The sequence below is a fragment of the Actinoplanes sp. NPDC051470 genome (assembly GCF_040682035.1).
Taxonomy (GTDB): Bacteria; Actinomycetota; Actinomycetes; order Mycobacteriales; family Micromonosporaceae; genus Actinoplanes.
In genome coordinates this window covers 144,981-161,584 of the sequence record NZ_JBFBAA010000005.1, presented here as the reverse complement: position 1 = coordinate 161,584, position 16,604 = coordinate 144,981, and the positions used below count along the sequence as shown (strand labels likewise).

The 16,604-nt window shown below is 69.4% G+C and carries 13 protein-coding genes; all 13 read left to right on the top strand.

All coding sequences use genetic code 11. The features are described from left to right. Window positions 1–5: 5 nt before the first annotated feature. The 13 genes from AB0M54_RS11860 to nuoN are packed head-to-tail and all read left to right on the top strand — an operon-like array spanning window position 6 to window position 15,659. Window positions 6–677 carry an NADH-quinone oxidoreductase subunit B family protein gene (locus tag AB0M54_RS11860; RefSeq protein ID WP_364322389.1) on the top strand — a complete coding sequence of 224 codons (672 nt, stop codon included), beginning with the start codon at window positions 6–8 and terminating at the stop codon, window positions 675–677. Continuing rightward, complete coding sequence (locus AB0M54_RS11855; protein ID WP_364322391.1) at window positions 678–1,364, top strand: NADH-quinone oxidoreductase subunit C; 687 nt, start codon at window positions 678–680, stop codon at window positions 1,362–1,364. It abuts the gene before it with no gap. Then, entirely contained in the window at window positions 1,361–2,686 is a 1,326-nt protein-coding gene (locus AB0M54_RS11850; RefSeq protein ID WP_364470558.1) for an NADH-quinone oxidoreductase subunit D, read from the top strand. Before AB0M54_RS11855 ends, AB0M54_RS11850 begins: the two co-directional genes overlap by 4 nt. Further along, window positions 2,687–3,829, top strand: a complete 1,143-nt coding sequence (gene nuoE / locus AB0M54_RS11845; protein ID WP_364470556.1) for an NADH-quinone oxidoreductase subunit NuoE — start codon at window positions 2,687–2,689, stop codon at window positions 3,827–3,829. Continuing rightward, entirely contained in the window at window positions 3,826–5,142 is a 1,317-nt protein-coding gene (gene nuoF, locus AB0M54_RS11840) for an NADH-quinone oxidoreductase subunit NuoF (RefSeq protein WP_364322397.1), read from the top strand. Before nuoE ends, nuoF begins: the two co-directional genes overlap by 4 nt. Next, on the top strand, window positions 5,142–7,622 hold the full coding sequence (locus AB0M54_RS11835) for an NADH-quinone oxidoreductase subunit G (RefSeq protein WP_364470554.1): 2,481 nt from the start codon (window positions 5,142–5,144) through the stop codon (window positions 7,620–7,622). Before nuoF ends, AB0M54_RS11835 begins: the two co-directional genes overlap by 1 nt. Continuing rightward, a complete protein-coding gene (nuoH, locus tag AB0M54_RS11830) occupies window positions 7,622–8,989 on the top strand; it encodes an NADH-quinone oxidoreductase subunit NuoH (RefSeq protein WP_364322401.1) in 1,368 nt (455 codons plus the stop codon). Before AB0M54_RS11835 ends, nuoH begins: the two co-directional genes overlap by 1 nt. Before the next feature lies 1 nt (window position 8,990). Then, the gene (nuoI, locus tag AB0M54_RS11825) at window positions 8,991–9,587 is read left to right on the top strand and encodes an NADH-quinone oxidoreductase subunit NuoI (RefSeq protein ID WP_364322402.1); all 597 of its coding nucleotides are present in this window, start codon (window positions 8,991–8,993) and stop codon (window positions 9,585–9,587) included. Continuing rightward, a complete protein-coding gene (locus AB0M54_RS11820) occupies window positions 9,584–10,357 on the top strand; it encodes an NADH-quinone oxidoreductase subunit J (protein WP_364322404.1) in 774 nt (257 codons plus the stop codon). Before nuoI ends, AB0M54_RS11820 begins: the two co-directional genes overlap by 4 nt. Continuing rightward, on the top strand, window positions 10,354–10,653 hold the full coding sequence (gene nuoK, locus AB0M54_RS11815; RefSeq protein WP_364322406.1) for an NADH-quinone oxidoreductase subunit NuoK: 300 nt from the start codon (window positions 10,354–10,356) through the stop codon (window positions 10,651–10,653). The genes AB0M54_RS11820 and nuoK overlap by 4 nt, the downstream gene beginning before the upstream one ends. Before the next feature lie 13 nt (window positions 10,654–10,666). Next, the gene (gene nuoL / locus AB0M54_RS11810) at window positions 10,667–12,592 is read left to right on the top strand and encodes an NADH-quinone oxidoreductase subunit L (RefSeq protein ID WP_364322408.1); all 1,926 of its coding nucleotides are present in this window, start codon (window positions 10,667–10,669) and stop codon (window positions 12,590–12,592) included. Then, complete coding sequence (locus AB0M54_RS11805) at window positions 12,589–14,124, top strand: NADH-quinone oxidoreductase subunit M (protein WP_364322410.1); 1,536 nt, start codon at window positions 12,589–12,591, stop codon at window positions 14,122–14,124. The genes nuoL and AB0M54_RS11805 overlap by 4 nt, the downstream gene beginning before the upstream one ends. A gap of 2 nt (window positions 14,125–14,126) precedes the next feature. Beyond that, complete coding sequence (gene nuoN, locus AB0M54_RS11800) at window positions 14,127–15,659, top strand: NADH-quinone oxidoreductase subunit NuoN (RefSeq protein ID WP_364322412.1); 1,533 nt, start codon at window positions 14,127–14,129, stop codon at window positions 15,657–15,659. Window positions 15,660–16,604 lie beyond the last annotated feature (945 nt).

Here is a 16,604-nt window from a genome sequence, read left to right as displayed (position 1 = left end):
TCACCATGGGAATCGAAGAGAAGCTGCCGAGCGGCATTCTGCTGACCTCGGTCGAGAAGCTCTCGAACTGGGCCCGGAAGTCGTCGTTCTGGGGCGCCACGTTCGGGCTGGCCTGCTGCGCCATCGAGATGATGGCGGCCGGCGGGCCCCACTACGACCTCGGTCGCTGGGGCATGGAGGTGTTCCGCGCTTCGCCCCGCCAGGCCGACCTGATGATCGTGGCCGGCCGGGTGAGCCAGAAGATGGCCCCGGTGGTCCGGCAGATCTACGACCAGATGCCCGAGCCGCGCTCGGTCATCTCGATGGGGGTCTGCGCCTCGTCCGGCGGCATGTTCAACAACTACGCGATCGTGCAGGGCGTCGACCACATCGTGCCGGTCGACATCTACCTGCCGGGCTGCCCGCCGCGGCCCGAGATGCTGATCGACGCGATCCTCAAGATGCGCGAGAAGGTGATGGCCCAGCCGCTGGGCCCGAACGGCCGCAAGATGCTCGAGGCCCGCAAGGCCGCGGGCAAGATGCCGATCGTGGCGCCGGGCGCGATGCCCTCCTCGTACCGGGTGGACAAGGTCCGCCGCGCGGAGTGGACGCAAGCGGTCAAGGAAGGCCGCGAGGAGCAGCTGCGCATCGAGAACTGGATGAAGCTGCAACCGCATCTGCGGGAGGACGGCAAGTAGATGAGCATCGAACCCACCGGCGCCGAGCTGGGCGCACCCGCGCAGACGCCGGCCAGCCCCCAGAAGGGCATGTTCGGCATCACCGGCAGCGGTGACGTGTCCGGCTTCGGCGGCCTGGTCCGCAAGCACGCCGAGGCGCCCGGCACCCCCAAGCCGTACGGCGGCTACTTCGACGAGGTGACCGACGCGCTCGAGGAGGCCTACCCCGGCTTCGCCGACGCGATCGAGAAGGTCGTCGTCGACCGCGGCGAGCTGACCCTGCACATCGCGCCGGAACGGATCCTCGAGGTCGTCCAGATCATGCGGGACGACGAGGCGCTGCGCTTCGAGCTGTGCTCCTCGGTGTCCGGGGTGGACTACCTGAACACCGACGCGCGGCGGCTGCACGTGGCGTACCACCTGACCTCGATGACCTACCGCCGGCGCGTACGCCTCGAGGCGGCCGTGCCGGCCGGCGGCAGCCTGCCCAGCGTGACCAGCGTCTACCCGACCGCCGACTGGCAGGAGCGGGAGACGTACGACATGTTCGGCGTGGTCTTCACCGGCCACCCCAACCTGACCCGGATCCTGATGCCGGACGACTGGGAGGGCCACCCGCAGCGCAAGGACTACCCGCTCGGCGGAGTGCCCGTGGAATACAAGGGCGCCGAGATTCCGCCACCGGACCAGCGGAGGGTTTACCAGTGACTTCCTCTCAATACGCAACCGAGCGCGAGACCACCGAGGGCCGTGTCTTCACGGTCACCGGCGGCGACTGGGACACGGTCACCGGCTCCATCGACCCGTTGAGCAACGAGAAGATCGTCGTCAACATGGGTCCGCAGCACCCGTCCACACACGGCGTGCTGCGCCTGGTCCTGGAGCTCGAGGGCGAGACGGTGACCGCCGCCCGCCCGGTGATCGGCTACCTGCACACCGGCATCGAGAAGAACCTCGAGTACCGCAACTGGACCCAGGGCACCACCTTCGTCACCCGCGCCGACTACCTGGCCCCGCTGTTCAACGAGGCCGGTTACGTCCTCGGGGTGGAGAAGCTGCTCGGCATCACCGACGACATCACCGAGCGGGCGAACACCATCCGGCTGCTCTTCATGGAGCTCAACCGGATCTCGTCGCACCTGGTCTGGATCGCCACCACCGGCATGGAGCTGGGCGCGATCTCGATGATGCTGTACGGCTTCCGCGAGCGTGAGTACATCCTGGACATCTTCGAGGAGACCACTGGCCTGCGGATGAACCACGCGTACTTCCGCCCCGGCGGCGTCGCGCAGGACGTCCCCGACTCGGCGATCCGCAAGATCCGCGACTTCCTCAAGTACATGCCGAAGAAGCTCAAGGAGTACGAGAGCCTGCTCTCCGGCCAGATCATCTGGCAGGAGCGCACGCAGGGGATCGGCGTCCTGGACGTGACCGGCTGCCTGGCCCTGGGCGTGACCGGGCCGGTGCTGCGGGCCGCGGGCCTGCCCTGGGACCTGCGCAAGACCATGCCGTACTGCGGGTACGAGACCTACGAGTTCGACGTGCCGACCGCGCAGACCAGCGACGTGTGGGGCCGCTACCTGGTCCGGATGGCCGAGATCCGCGAGTCGCTCAAGATCGTCGAGCAGGCGCTCGACCGGCTCAAGCCGGGCCCGGTCATGATCGCCGACAAGAAGATCGCCTGGCCGGCCCAGCTGGCCGTGGGCATCGACGGCATGGGCAACTCGCTCGAACACGTCGCCAAGATCATGGGTCAGTCGATGGAGTCGCTGATCCACCACTTCAAGCTGGTCACCGAGGGCTTCCGGGTGCCGGCCGGTCAGGTCTACGTGTCCATCGAGCACCCCCGCGGTGAGCTCGGCGTGCACGTCGTCTCGGACGGTGGCACACATCCGTACCGGGTGCACATGCGTGATCCCAGCTTCGTCAACCTGCAGGCCATCCCCGCGATGGCCGAGGGTGCTCTGCTCGCCGACGTGATCGCCGGCGGCGCCTCGTTGGACCCCGTGATGGGTGGGTGTGACCGATAGATGTCCGAAACCACGGTGGAGTTCTCCCCGGCCGCCACGCCGCTGGCCGAGAAGCTCCTGGACCCCGCGCTCGAGATCATCGCCCGCTACCCCGCGGGCCGTGGCCGGTCCGCGCTGCTCCCGCTGCTCCATCTGGTGCAGACGACCGAGGGGCACGTCAGCCCGGCCGGCGTCGCGTTCTGCGCCGAGATCCTGGGCATCAACAAGGCCCAGGTCGGCGCGGTGGCCACGTTCTACACCATGTACAAGCGCCGGCCGACCGGTGAATACCTGGTCAGCGTCTGCACCAACACCCTGTGCAACGTGCTGGGCGGCCAGCAGGTCTACGACGAGCTGTCCGAGCACCTCGGTGTCGGGCACGACGAGACCACCACCGACGGCACGATCACGCTGGAGCACGCCGAGTGCCTGGCCGCCTGCGACTACGCGCCGGTGGTCACGGTCAACTACGACTTCGCGATCGACCAGGCCACCCCGGAAAGCACCATCGGGCTGGTCGAGCAGCTGCGCAAGGGCGAGCGCCCGCAGCCCAGCCGCGGCGGCCGGATCTGCACCCTCAAGGAGATGCAGGTCCAGCTGGCCGGGTTCGCCGACGACCGGATCGAGGCGGTCGCCGACGGTCCGGCCGGCGCGCCGACCCTGCGCGGCGTGACCCTGGCCCAGGAACACGGGGTCTCGGTGCCCGACTTCAACCTGGACACCCCGATCACCACCACCAAGCCGGCCCGCGACGAGTCGGCCAAGGCCGTCAAGGACGCCGAGCCGGCCACCTCGCCGCTGCTGCCGGGCCGGCTGCCCGCGTCCCGGACCGCGGCGACGACGCCGCCGGCCGAGGGCCGGGTGACCCGGGCGGCCAAGAAGGCGGCCGGAGCGGTGAAGGCCGCGGCCGGCGCGGTCACCAACCGGCACGCCGGTGAGGAGACCGGCGGCGAGGACGTGAAGGACCCCGAGACCCGGACGGCCGAGAAGCGCAACCCGACCATGGGTGAGCCCGACCGCACCGGCGACTCCCAGGCCCGCACGCCGGCGCCGAGCAACGCGGCCGAGGCGTCCGGGGTAGCACAGACCACCCCGTCCGGCGACGGCTCACCGGCCGGTGACGCCCGTCCCGCCGCTGCCGACGGTTCCGAGGAGAAGAAGTGACGCAGCCACGGCGTGAGGTGCTCGAAAAGCTGACCCCGGTGCTGACCAAGCGCTGGCTGTCGCCGGACGCCTGGAAGATCGACGTCTACCAGCGGCTGGACGGCTACGCGGCGGTCAAGAAGGCGCTGGACGTGCACCCGGACGACCTGATCCAGCTGATCAAGGACTCCGGTCTGCGCGGCCGCGGCGGCGCGGGCTTCCCGACCGGTCTCAAGTGGGGCTTCATCCCGCAGGGCGACGGCAAGCCGCACTACCTGGTGATCAACGCCGACGAGGGCGAGCCGGGCACCTGCAAGGACCTGCCGCTGATGACGTACGACCCGCACTCGCTGGTCGAGGGCGCGATCATCGCGTCGTACGCGATCCGGGCCAGCCGGGCCTACATCTACATCCGCGGCGAGGCGGTGCACGCCGCCCGCCGGCTGCGCAACGCGGTCAAGGAGGCGTACGCCAAGGGCTTCCTCGGCGAGAACATCCTGGGCTCCGGCTTCGACCTCGACCTGGTGGTGCACAGCGGGGCGGGCGCGTACATCTGCGGCGAGGAGACGGCGCTGCTCGACTCGCTCGAGGGCTTCCGCGGCCAGCCGCGCCTGCGCCCGCCGTTCCCCGCGGTGGCCGGCCTCTACGCCAGCCCGACCGTGGTGAACAACGTCGGCACCATCGCCAGCGTGCCGTACATCGTGCTGGGCGGCGCCGACTGGTGGAAGAGCATGGGCACCGAGAAGTCGTCCGGCCCGATGATCTACTCGCTGTCCGGCCGGATCGCCAACCCGGGTCAGTACGAATGCGGCCTCGGCATCACCCTGCGCGAGCTGATCGAGCTGGCCGGCGGCATGCAGCCCGGCCACAACCTGAAGTTCTGGACGCCGGGCGGATCGTCCACCCCGCTGCTCACCGCGGAACACATCGACACCCCGATGGACTTCGAGGGTGTGGCGGCGGCCGGTTCGATCCTCGGCACCACGGCCATGCAGATCTTCTCCGACCAGGACTGCCCGGTCTACGCGACCTGGCGCTGGCTCGAGTTCTACCACCACGAGTCCTGTGGCAAGTGCACCCCGTGCCGCGAGGGCAACTACTGGATGGTCCGCACGTACCGCCGGATCCTCTCCGGTCACGGCACCCACGCCGACCTGGACACCCTGCAGGACACCGCGGACAACATCTTCGGCCGGTCGTTCTGCGGCCTGGGCGACGGCGCGGCGACCCCGGTGGTGTCCACGCTCAAGTTCTTCCGCCAGGACTACCTGGACTACATCGAGGGCCGGACCGCTCCGCGGCTGTCCGAGAAGGCCCTGGTAGGAGCGCACTGATGACCGACGTCGCAAAGAAGACCGATCTCGTCACCCTGACCATCGACGGCGTCGAGGTCCAGGCCGAGAAGGGCGAGCTGGTCATCCGCGTCGCCGAGCGGATGGGCACGGCGATCCCGCGGTTCTGCGACCACCCACTGCTGGCCCCGGCCGGCGCCTGCCGCCAGTGCCTGGTCGAGGTCGAGGGCCAGCGCAAGCCGGTCGCCTCCTGCACCCAGGCGGTGGCCGAGGGCATGGTGGTCAAGACCCAGCTCACCTCCGAGGTGGCCGACAAGGCCCAACACGGCGTGATGGAGCTGCTCCTGGCCAACCACCCGCTGGACTGCCCGACCTGCGACAAGGGCGGCGAGTGCCCGCTGCAGAACCAGGCGATGTCCAACGGCCGCACCGACTCCCGGTTCCACGAGCACAAGCGTGAGTACGAGAAGCCGATCCACATCTCCAGCCAGGTGCTGCTGGACCGCGAGCGGTGCATCCTGTGCCAGCGCTGCACCCGGTTCTCCGAGGAGATCGCCGGCGACAAGTTCATCGACCTGATGGACCGCTCCTCCGGCGAGCAGATCAACGTCTACCGCGACGACTTCTTCGGCGGCGAGCTCACCGGTGACGGCCAGGCCGGCGACGGCGAGGGCGACGTCCCGTTCAACTCGTACTTCTCCGGCAACACGATCCAGATCTGCCCGGTGGGCGCGCTGACCGGCGAGCAGTACCGGTTCCGGGCCCGCCCGTTCGACCTGGTCTCCACGCCGAGCGTGTGCGAGCACTGCTCCGGCGGCTGCGCCAGCCGCGTCGACCACCGCCGCGGCAAGGTCCTGCGGCGGATGGCCGGCGACGACCCGGCGGTGAACGAGGAGTGGAACTGCGACAAGGGACGCTGGGCGTTCCGCTACGCGACCGCGGCCGACCGCATCATGGAGCCGCTGATCCGCGACCGGGAGACCGGTGAATACCGCACCGCGTCGTGGAGCGAGGCGCTGCTCGCCGCGGCCGAGGGCCTGACCGCGGCGCGGCGCAACGGTGGCGTCGGCGTGCTGACCGGCGGCCGGCTCACGGTCGAGGACGCGTACGCGTACGCCAAGTTCGCCCGGGTCGCGCTCGGCACCAACGACATCGACTTCCGGTCCCGCCCGGTCAGCACCGAGGAGGCCGACTTCCTGGCGTCCACGGTGGCCGGGCTGACCGACGTGACCTACACCGACGTCGAGGAAGCGCCGTCGGCGGTCCTCGTCGGGCTCGAGCCCGAGGAAGAGGTGGGCATCCTCTTCCTGCGTCTGCGCAAGGGCGTACGGAAGCGGAAGCTCAAGGTCACGGCGGTCGCGCCCTACCTCACCCGGGGTCTCGACAAGCTCAGCGCCGCGCTGGTCAAGGCGGTTCCCGGCGACGAGGCCCGGCTGCTCGAGACCGACCCGGCGGTGGCCGCGGCGCTGGCCGCGCCCGGCTCGATCCTGATCGTCGGCGAGCGGCTCGGCGCCGTGCCCGGTGGGCTCTCGGCCGCGGCCGCGCTGGCCTCGCGGACCGGCGCCCGGCTGGTCTGGGTGCCCCGGCGGGCCGGTGACCGCGGCGCGGTCGACGCCGGCTGCCTGCCCAACCTGCTGCCCGGCGGCCGCCCGGTCACCGACCCGGCGGCCCGCACCGAGATCTCGGCCGCCTGGGACCTGGCCGATGGCCTGCTGCCGGCCTCGGTCGGGCGGGACACCGACGCGATCGTGCGGGCGGCCAAGGACGGCGTGCTCGGCGGCCTGCTGGTGGCCGGCGTCGACCCGGCCGACCTGGCCGACCCGCGGCTGGCCGAGGAAGCCCTCGACACGGTGCCGTTCCTGGTCAGCCTGGAGCTGCGGCAGAGCGCGGTGACCCGGCGGGCCGACGTGGTGCTGCCGATCGCCCCGGCCGCCGAGAAGTCCGGCACGTTCCTCAACTGGGAGGGCCGCCTGCGGTCCTTCGACACGGTGCTGCCGACCACGGCGATGACCGACGGGCGGGTGCTCGAGGCGATCGCCGCGCTGATGGACGTCACGCTGAACACCGGCGACGTGATGGCGATCCGCCGCGAGCTGGGCGCGATGCCGGCCAGCCGCTCGGAGCGTCCGTCCCGGCCCGCGGTGGCCGCGGCGACCGCGCGGCCCGCCCCGGGCCCGGGCGAGGCGATCCTGGCCACCTGGAACCAGAACCTCGACCTCGGTTCCCTCCAGGACGGCGACGAGGCCCTGGCCGGCACGGCCCGCCCGCCGGTGGCCCGGATCGGCAAGGACCTGGCCGACACGCTCGGTGTCGCGGACGGTGACCTGATCACGGTCAGCACCGGCCGTGGCCGCGTCACGCTGCCGGCCGAGATCACCGACCTGCCCGCGCAGGTGGTGTGGCTGCCCACCAACTCACCCGGCTCGACGGTCCGTCGCAGCCTCGGGGTCAACGCGGGAGCGGTGGTCCGGCTGTCCGCCGGGGTGCCGGGCCCGATCCTCGCTGAGGGGGCTCTCTCCTGATGAGCAACGGACTCGAGGTCCTCGCGCAGGACCCGACGCTGCAGACGTTCGAACAGGACGTCTGGTGGATCGTGCTGATCAAGCTGCTCGGCGTCTTCGTCGTCCTGCTGCTGCTGACGCTCTTCACGATCAACTACGAGCGCAAGGTCGTGGCCCGGATGGCGGTCCGGCCGGGCCCCAACCAGGTGGGCCCGAAGGGCTGGCTGCAGAGCCTCACCGACGGCGTGAAGCTGCCGTTCAAGGAAGAGATCATCCCGAAGACCGCCGACAAGGTGGTCTACTTCATCGCGCCGGTGATCTCCGCGACCGTGGCCTTCACCGCCTTCGCGGTGATCCCGTTCGGACCGGTCGTCTCGATGTTCGGCCACAAGACGGCGCTGCAGCTCACCGACGTTCCGGTGTCCGTGCTGGTGCTGCTGGCCTGCTCGTCGATGGCGGTCTACGGCGTGGTGCTGGCCGGCTGGGCGTCCGGGTCGACGTACCCGCTGCTCGGTGGTCTCCGGTCGAGCGCGCAGATGATCTCGTACGAGGTCGCGATGGGCCTGTCGATCGTCGCGGTCTTCATGACCGCCGGCACGATGAGCACCTCGCAGATCGTCAAGGCCCAGGCCGGCAACGGCTCGGTCGACATCTTCGGCTGGCACCCGACCGCGCCGAGCTGGTACGCGGTCCTGCTGCTGCCGAGCTTCGTCATCTACTGCATCTCCGCGGTCGGCGAGACCAACCGGGCGCCGTTCGACCTCCCCGAGGCCGAGTCCGAGCTGGTCGGCGGCTTCCACACGGAGTACTCCTCGTTCAAGTTCGCGCTGTTCTTCCTGGCCGAGTACATCAACATGATCACCGTCTCGGCCTTCGCCACCACGCTCTTCCTGGGCGGCTGGCGGGCGCCGTGGCCGATCAGCTCGATCAACGACGGCATGTTCAACCAGGGCTGGTGGCCGCTGCTGTGGTGGCTGGGCAAGGTCCTGATCCTGCTGTTCGGCTTCATCTGGCTGCGGGCCACGCTGCCCCGGATGCGCTACGACCAGTTCATGCGCTTCGGCTGGAAGGTCCTGATCCCGGTCAACCTGGTCTGGATCCTGTTCCTGGCCGGGGTGAAGGTCGCCAGCAACGAGTTCTCCAGCACCACCCGCTGGCTGGTGATCGGCAGCGTGGTGATCCTGGTGCTGCTGGTCGCGCTGTTCTGGCCGTCGGCCAAGAAGGTCAGGCAGCTCTCCATCGAGGAGCAGCTGGCCGCCCGGCCACCGGGCAGCTTCCCGGTGCCACCCATGGACCTGCAAGTGCCGCCGAGCCCACGGGCGCGGCGGGCCGTCGCCGAGCGGGAACCCGCAACGGTCGGCGAAACCTCGCCAGAGAAGGAGGTGTGACGTGGGCACGTTCACCGGCTCCTTCAAGGGCTTCGGGGTGACCTTCGCGCACATGTTCCGCAAGGTCATCACGACCGACTACCCGTTCACGCCGCCCACGCCGGCGCCGCGCTACCACGGCCGGCACATCCTCAACCGGCACCCGGACGGCCTGGAGAAGTGCATCGGCTGCGAACTGTGCGCCTGGGCCTGCCCGGCCGACGCGATCTACGTCGAGGGCGCCGACAACACCGACGAGATGCGCTTCTCGCCGGGTGAGCGGTACGCCGGCATCTACCAGATCAACTACGCCCGGTGCATCTTCTGCGGCCTGTGCATCGAGGCCTGCCCGACCCGTTCGCTGACCATGAGCAACGAGTACGAGCTGGCCCGGGACAACCGGCAGGACCTGATCTTCACCAAGAAGGAACTGCTGGCGCCGCTGCTGCCGGGCATGGAGCAGCCACCTCACCCGATGCGCCTCGGCGAGACCGACAAGGACTACTACCTCGGGGCGCTGACCAACCCGGGCACCTCGGCCGGCGCCGAGCGGGCGCCGTGGTCGACCAACGAGGCCGTCGACGGAACCGGGGAAGCGGCGAAGGAGGGCGCACGATGAGCCCGGACGTCGTGCTCGCCGCCGCCGCCGACCACGTCTCCAACGGTGAGGCCGTGGGCTTCTGGATCCTCGGCACGCTCGCGGTGATCGGCGCGCTGGGCATGGTCATCGCCCGCAACGCGGTGCACTCCGCGCTCTGGCTGGTCGTCACCATGCTCTGCCTGGGCTTCATCTACGTGATGAACTCGGCGCCGTTCCTCGGCGCGGTGCAGATCATCGTCTACACCGGCGCGATCATGATGCTGTTCCTGTTCGTGCTGATGCTGGTCGGCCGGGACGCGTCCGACTCGCTGATCGAGACGCTGCGCGGCCAGCGGGTCGCCGCGATCGTGCTCGGCATCGGCTTCGCCGCCCTGGTCGCGGCCGGCCTGGCCCGCGCGCTGAGCGGCACCGCGTCGGCCGGTCTGACCGCGGCCAACGCCAACGGCAACGTCCAGGGGCTGGCCTCGCTGCTGTTCACCCGGTACGTGTTCGCGTTCGAGGTCACCTCGGCCCTGCTGATCACCGCGGCGGTCGGCGCGATGGTGATGGCTCACGTGGAACGCACCAAGGCCGACCTGGCCGACCAGGTCACCCGGATGACCGCCCGGTTCCGGCCGGGCAGCTACCCGGGCCCGAAGGCCGGTCCCGGCGTCTACGCCAACACCATGTCGGTTGCTGTGCCCGCCCGCCTGCCCGACGGCAACGGGTCCGAGCGCAGCATCTCGCCGATTCTCCCCGTGCGTGAGTTGACGACGCGCGAGGCCGAGCCGAAGAGGACCGAGAAGTGACACCCGACTACTACCTCATCCTCGCGGCGATCCTGTTCACGATCGGCGCGGCCGGCGTGCTGATCCGCCGCAACGCGATCGTGCTGTTCATGTGCATCGAGTTGATGCTCAACGCGGCGAACCTCGCGCTGGTCACCTTCAGCCGGATCAACGGCAGCCTGGACGGCCAGATCATCTCGTTCTTCGTGATGGTGGTCGCCGCGGCCGAGGTCGTGGTGGGCCTCGCGATCATCATGTCGATCTTCCGGACGCGTCGTTCCGCGAGCGTCGACGACGCGAACCTGCTGAAGTACTAAAGGGGCATTTGGAGTGGAAGCGACAGTGGAGTATGCCCCGGCCACGGGGTTGCTGAGCGGTATCTGGCTGTTGGTGGCCATTCCGCTGGCCAGCGCGGCCGTCCTGCTGCTGCTCGGCAAGCGGGCCAACCGGTGGGGCCATTGGCTGGGCGTGCTGGCCGTCGCCGTCACGTTCGTCCTCGGCCTGACCATGTTCCTCAGCCTGAGCGGGCTGGACGCCGAAGGCCGCTCGGCCGAGCTGAGCATGTGGGACTTCATCGTGGTGGGCGGCCTGCACGTCGACTTCGGGTTGCTGTTCGACCCGCTGTCCGGCGTGTTCGTCCTGCTGATCACCGGTGTCGGTTCGCTGATCCACCTGTACGCGGTGGGCTACATGGAGCACGACGAGGGCAGGCGGAAGTTCTTCGGATACTTCAACCTGTTCGTCGCGGCCATGCTGCTGCTGGTGCTCGGCAACAACTACGTGATGCTGTACTTCGGCTGGGAGGGCGTCGGTCTGGCGTCGTACCTGCTGATCTCGTTCTGGTACACCCGGCCGTCGGCGGCCACCGCGGGCAAGAAGGCGTTCCTGATGAACCGGGTCGGCGACGCCGGCCTGGCCATCGGCATCTTCCTGATGTTCGCGACGCTGGGCAGCACGCAGTACTCCGACGTCTTCAACGGCGTCGGCTCGCTGTCCGCGACCACGGTCCTGATCCTGGGCCTCCTGCTGCTGCTCGGCGCGGCCGGCAAGTCCGGTCAGTTCCCGCTGCACGCCTGGCTCCCGGACGCGATGGAGGGCCCGACCCCGGTCTCGGCCCTGATCCACGCCGCGACGATGGTGACCGCGGGCGTCTACCTGATCGCCCGCTCGAACATCATCTTCTCGGCCAACCACACGCTGCAGACCATCGTGGTCAGCGTCGGCGCGCTCACCCTGCTGATGGGCTGCATCATCGGCGCGGCCAAGGACGACATCAAGCGGGTCCTGGCCTGGTCGACGGTCTCCCAGATCGGCTACATGTTCCTGGGCGTCGGGCTCGGTGGCGGGGCGTACGCGCTGGCCATCATCCACCTGCTGGCGCACGGCTTCTTCAAGGCCAACATGTTCCTCGGCGCCGGGTCGGTCATGCACGGCATGCACGACCAGGTCGACATCCGGCGGTTCGGTGGCCTGCGCAAGCACATGAAGTGGACCTGGCTGACCTTCATGGCGGGCTGGCTGGCGATCATCGGCATCCCGCCGCTGTCCGGCTTCTTCTCCAAGGACCCGATCATCGAGGCGGCGTACGCCCGCGGCGACTGGACGTCCTGGCTGTTCGGCACCGCGGCCCTGGTCGGCGCGGGCCTGACCGCCTTCTACATGACGCGGTTGTTCGTGCTGACCTTCCACGGCCCGGAGCGGTACACCGAGGACAACAAGCACCCGCACGAGTCGCCGGCCATCATGACCGTGCCGCTCATGCTGCTGGCGTTCGGCTCGATGGTGGCGGGCTTCCTGCTCAGCCGGCACTCGGCCATCCCGGCCTGGCTCGAGCCGGTGACCGGCGAGGGCGAACACGAGCCGGTCATGCCGGCCATCGTGATCAGCCTTCTGGTGGTCGCGGTCTCGCTGCTCGGCGCGGGCACCGCCTTCGCGATGTTCCGCCGCGGCACCGCCCTGGCCGAGCAGCCGGCCGGCGTGGTGGTCACCGCCGCCCGCAAGAACCTCTACACCGACTCGATCAACGAGGCGGTGTTCGAGAAGCCCGGCGTCTACCTGACGCGGGCGCTGGTCTACCTCGACAACAGGGGCATCGACGGCGTGGTCAACGGGATCGCGGCCGGGGTCGGCGGCAGTTCCGGCCGGCTGCGGCGGCTCCAGACCGGGTTCGTGCGCTCCTACGCCCTTTCGATGCTCACCGGCGCGGTCCTGGTCGTCGGTGCCTTCCTCGCCGTTCAGTTGGGATGGCTGGCGTGAAGAACTTCCCGTTCCTGTCGATTCTCACGCTGCTCCCGCTGGTGGGCGCGCTGGTGGTCGCGTTCATCCCGAAGGCCAAGGGACAGTTGGCCAAGACTGTTGCGCTGGTCTGGTCGCTGGTCGTGCTGGTGCTCAGCGTCCTGATGTGGATCGCCTACGAGGTGGGCGGCGAACGCTTCCAGTTCCGCGAGTCGTACCCGTGGATCCCCAACTGGGGCGTGCGCTTCACCTTCGAGGTGGACGGCATCGCCCTGGTCCTGCTGATGCTGATCGCGGTGCTCGTACCCCTGGTCATCCTCGCGTCGTGGCACGACGCGGAACAGACCAACCGGAGCGTGCCCACCTACTTCGCCCTGCTCCTCGCCCTCGAATGCACGATGATCGGCGTCTTCGCGGCCTCCGACATCTTCCTGTTCTACGTGTTCTTCGAGGTCATGCTCGTGCCGATGTACTTCATCATCGGCAGCTACGGCGGCCAGCGCCGGCAGTACGCCGCGGTCAAGTTCTTCCTCTACTCGCTGGTCGGCGGCCTCTTCATGCTGGCCGCGGTAATCGGCGTGTGGGTGGTCGCCGGTGAGAACACCTTCGACTGGCAGACGCTGGTCAACGCCGACATCGGCACCGAGGCGGGCCGCTGGTTGTTCCTCGGCTTCTTCATCGCCTTCGCGATCAAGGCGCCGTTCTTCCCGTTCCACACCTGGCTGCCCGACGCCGGTGGCGCCGCCCCGGCCGGCGCCGCGGCGCTGCTGGTCGGCGTGCTGGACAAGGTCGGCACCTTCGGCATCCTGCGCTACTGCCTGCCGATGTTCCCCGAGGCGTCACGCTGGTTCGCGCCGGTCGCGATCGCCCTCGCGGTGATCGGCATCATCTACGCGGCGCTGCTCGCGGTCGGCCAGAACGACCTCAAGCGGCTGGTGTCGTACACCTCGATCGCGCACTTCGGGTTCATCGGCATCGGCATCTTCGCCTTCACCACGCAGGGCGGCACCGGCTCGGTGCTCTACATGGTCAACCACGGCCTCGCCACCGGCCTGCTGTTCCTGGTCGTCGGCATGTTCGTGTCCCGGCGCGGCTCGGCCCTGGTCAGCGACTTCGGCGGGGCCGGCAAGCTGGTCCCGGTGCTGGCCGGCGTGATGTTCTTCGCCGGTCTGGCGTCGCTGGCGCTGCCCGGCACCGCCCCGTTCGTCAGCGAGTTCCTGGTCCTGGTCGGCACGTTCACCGTGCACCCGGCCTGGGCCGTGGTCGCCACCGCGGGCATCATCCTGGCCGCCGCGTACGTGCTCTGGATGATCCAGCGCACCACGCAGGGCACCCTGAACCCCGCGCTCGCCGAGGTGCCGGCCATGACGAAGGACATCACGCTGCGCGAGAAGGTGGTCGTCGCGCCGCTGGTGGCGCTGCTCATCATCTTCGGCTTCTACCCGAAGCCGATCACCGACGTGATCAACCCGGCGGTACAGGCGACCATGCAGGACGTCGGCACGCAGGATCCGGGCCCGACGGCGGTCGCAAACGGAAGGACGGCTCCGTAGCCATGGGAGACCTCAAACTACCCGCGATCGACTACGGCGCCCTGGCGCCGATGCTGATCCTCTTCGGGGCCGCCTGCATCGGGGTGCTGATCGAGGCGCTCGCGCCGAAGCGGTCCCGCCACCCGGTCCAGCTCACCCTGGCCATGCTGGCCACGGTCGCCGCGTTCGTCACGGTGATCGTCTTCCACGGCAAGCGCACGGTCACCATCGGCGGCGCGGTCGCGGTGGACGGTCCCACGCTGTTCCTGCAGGGCGCGATCCTGCTGCTCGGCCTGGTGTCGCTGCTGCTGATCGGCGAGCGGTCGATCGAGAAGGGCGGCGCGTTCGTCTCCCAGGCGGCGATCACGGTCGGCTCGCAGAAAGACCTCAAGCAGGCCGGCAGCGAGCCCGGCGCCACCGAGGTCTACCCGCTGACCATGTTCGCGCTGGGCGGCATGCTGCTCTTCGTCGGCGCGAACGACCTGCTGACCATGTTCGTCGCGCTCGAGGTCTTCTCGCTGCCGCTCTACCTGCTGTGCGCGCTGGCCCGCCGCCGGCGCCTGCTCAGCCAGGAGGCCGCGCTCAAGTACTTCCTGCTCGGCTCGTACGCCTCGGCCTTCTTCCTGTTCGGCGTGGCCATGATCTACGGCTTCTCCGGTGGCGTGCAGTTCAGCCAGATCCACGACGCGGTGGCCACCCCCCAGCGCAGCGAGGTGCTGCTCTTCGCCGGCCTGGCCCTGGTCGCCATCGGCCTGCTGTTCAAGGGCGCGCTGGCCCCCTTCCACGTCTGGACCCCCGACGTCTACCAGGGCGCGCCGACTCCGGTCACCGCCCTGATGGCGGCGTGCACCAAGGTCGCGGCGTTCGGCGCGCTGCTGCGCATCCTCTACGTCGCCTTCGACGGCGTCCGCTGGGACTTCCAGCCCGTCCTCGGCGCCATCGCCGTCCTCACCATGCTGGTCGGCGCCGTCCTGGCGGTCACCCAGACCGACATGAAGCGGCTGCTGGCGTACTCGTCGGTCGCCAACGCCGGCTACCTGCTGGTCGGCGCCCTGGCCCTGAACAAGAGCGGCCTGTCCAGCACCATGTTCTACCTGGTCGCCTACGGCTTCTCGGTGCTGGCCGCCTTCGCCGTCGTCACCCTGGTCCGCGACGCCGACGGCGAGGCCACCCACCTCTCCCGGTGGGCCGGCCTGGGCCGTAAGAGTCCCCTGTTCGCCGGCCTGTTCACGTTCATCCTGCTGGCCTTCGCCGGCATCCCACTGACCAGCGGCTTCACCAGCAAGTTCGCGGTCTTCGGCGCGGCCATCGAGGGCGGACAGACCTGGCTGGTCATCTTCGGCGTGATCACCAGCATGCTGCTGGCCTTCCCGTACCTGCGGGTGGTCGTCATGATGTGGCTCAGCGAGCCCGGCGAGTCGACCCCCACAGTCTCCGTGCCCGGCGCCATGACCTCAGCCGCCCTGGCCATCGGCTTCCTGGCGACGCTGGCACTGGGCATCGCTCCGGCACCCCTGCTGGACCTCACCACGGACGCCGCCCAATTCGTCAGATGATTCGCTGATGCAGCCCCGGTCGATTGTCGGCCGGGGCTGCTTCGTTCAAGGCGCTGCCGTTTCTTGTTTCTTGTCTCTTGTTTCTCGTCTCTTGAAGATCAAGTTCCTGAAGATCTATTTCCCGCGTTCGTTGTGGATCCGAGACGTATGCTTCCGCGGGCACCGGGCGCGGCCATCCATTCGCCTGGCGGCTCATGAGCGGATGACCACACCCTGCCGGGTGCGTGATCCAAGCTCCCACCACCAAAAGCCGCGCCGCGCTTGTTCTCGCCTTCCGGGCTGCGCCGCGCTTGTTCTCGCCTTCCCGGGCCCCGACCGCTTGCTCTTACCCCCATGACCTTGCCGCGCCTTGCTCTCCCTCCGCCTAGCGCCGCGCTTTCTCCTCACCGCCTCGTGCCGTTCCTGGCGCTCTCCACCTCGTGCCGCGCCTTGCGTTCTCCGCCTAGAGCCGCGCCTTGCTCTCATCGCGAAGAGCCGCGCCGCGCCTGTGGATGTCGGTCTGAAATTGTCGTAGCCGCCGCCTAACGTTTGGCCCACCCAGTGCCGGGGTGGGGGAGGTGGCGGTGCGCTCGCGCTCGTCAAGATCGAAATCAGTCCGTCGGCGTTGGGTGCCACATTGACCGCGGCTGGGCGGACGATGTCGTCTGAGCGGCAGGACCGTCTGGCGCAGGGAAACCGAGGGCTGGGCAGCTGGCTGGTCGAGCGGCCGGGGGTAGCCAGGCGCCCGGGCTGCCGACTCACCCTCGCTGCCGCCCCTCACCCTGGCTGCCCGCAGCGGTGGTAGGTCCTGACGGTGTCCGGTCGGGCGACGCCGTGCCCTACCACCGTCCGTGGCAGTGGTGGGTCCTGACGGTATTCGGGGCCGCGATGCCGGGCTGTCCTACCACTGGTCGTGACGGTGGTAGGGGCGGCCGGGACACCGTCCGCGGCGCTGCGAATGCGCGG

What these genes read in the sequence shown, in the direction of transcription:
- nuoH (WP_364322401.1), top strand. Translation starts at nt 7,622, where the DNA reads ATGAGCAACGGACTCGAGGTCCTCGCGCAGGACCCGACGCTGCAGACG.
- AB0M54_RS11855 (WP_364322391.1), top strand. Translation starts at nt 678, where the DNA reads ATGAGCATCGAACCCACCGGCGCCGAGCTGGGCGCACCCGCGCAGACG.
- AB0M54_RS11860 (WP_364322389.1), top strand. Translation starts at nt 6, where the DNA reads ATGGGAATCGAAGAGAAGCTGCCGAGCGGCATTCTGCTGACCTCGGTC.
- AB0M54_RS11835 (WP_364470554.1), top strand. Translation starts at nt 5,142, where the DNA reads ATGACCGACGTCGCAAAGAAGACCGATCTCGTCACCCTGACCATCGAC.
- nuoN (WP_364322412.1), top strand. Translation starts at nt 14,127, where the DNA reads ATGGGAGACCTCAAACTACCCGCGATCGACTACGGCGCCCTGGCGCCG.
- nuoE (WP_364470556.1), top strand. Translation starts at nt 2,687, where the DNA reads ATGTCCGAAACCACGGTGGAGTTCTCCCCGGCCGCCACGCCGCTGGCC.
- AB0M54_RS11820 (WP_364322404.1), top strand. Translation starts at nt 9,584, where the DNA reads ATGAGCCCGGACGTCGTGCTCGCCGCCGCCGCCGACCACGTCTCCAAC.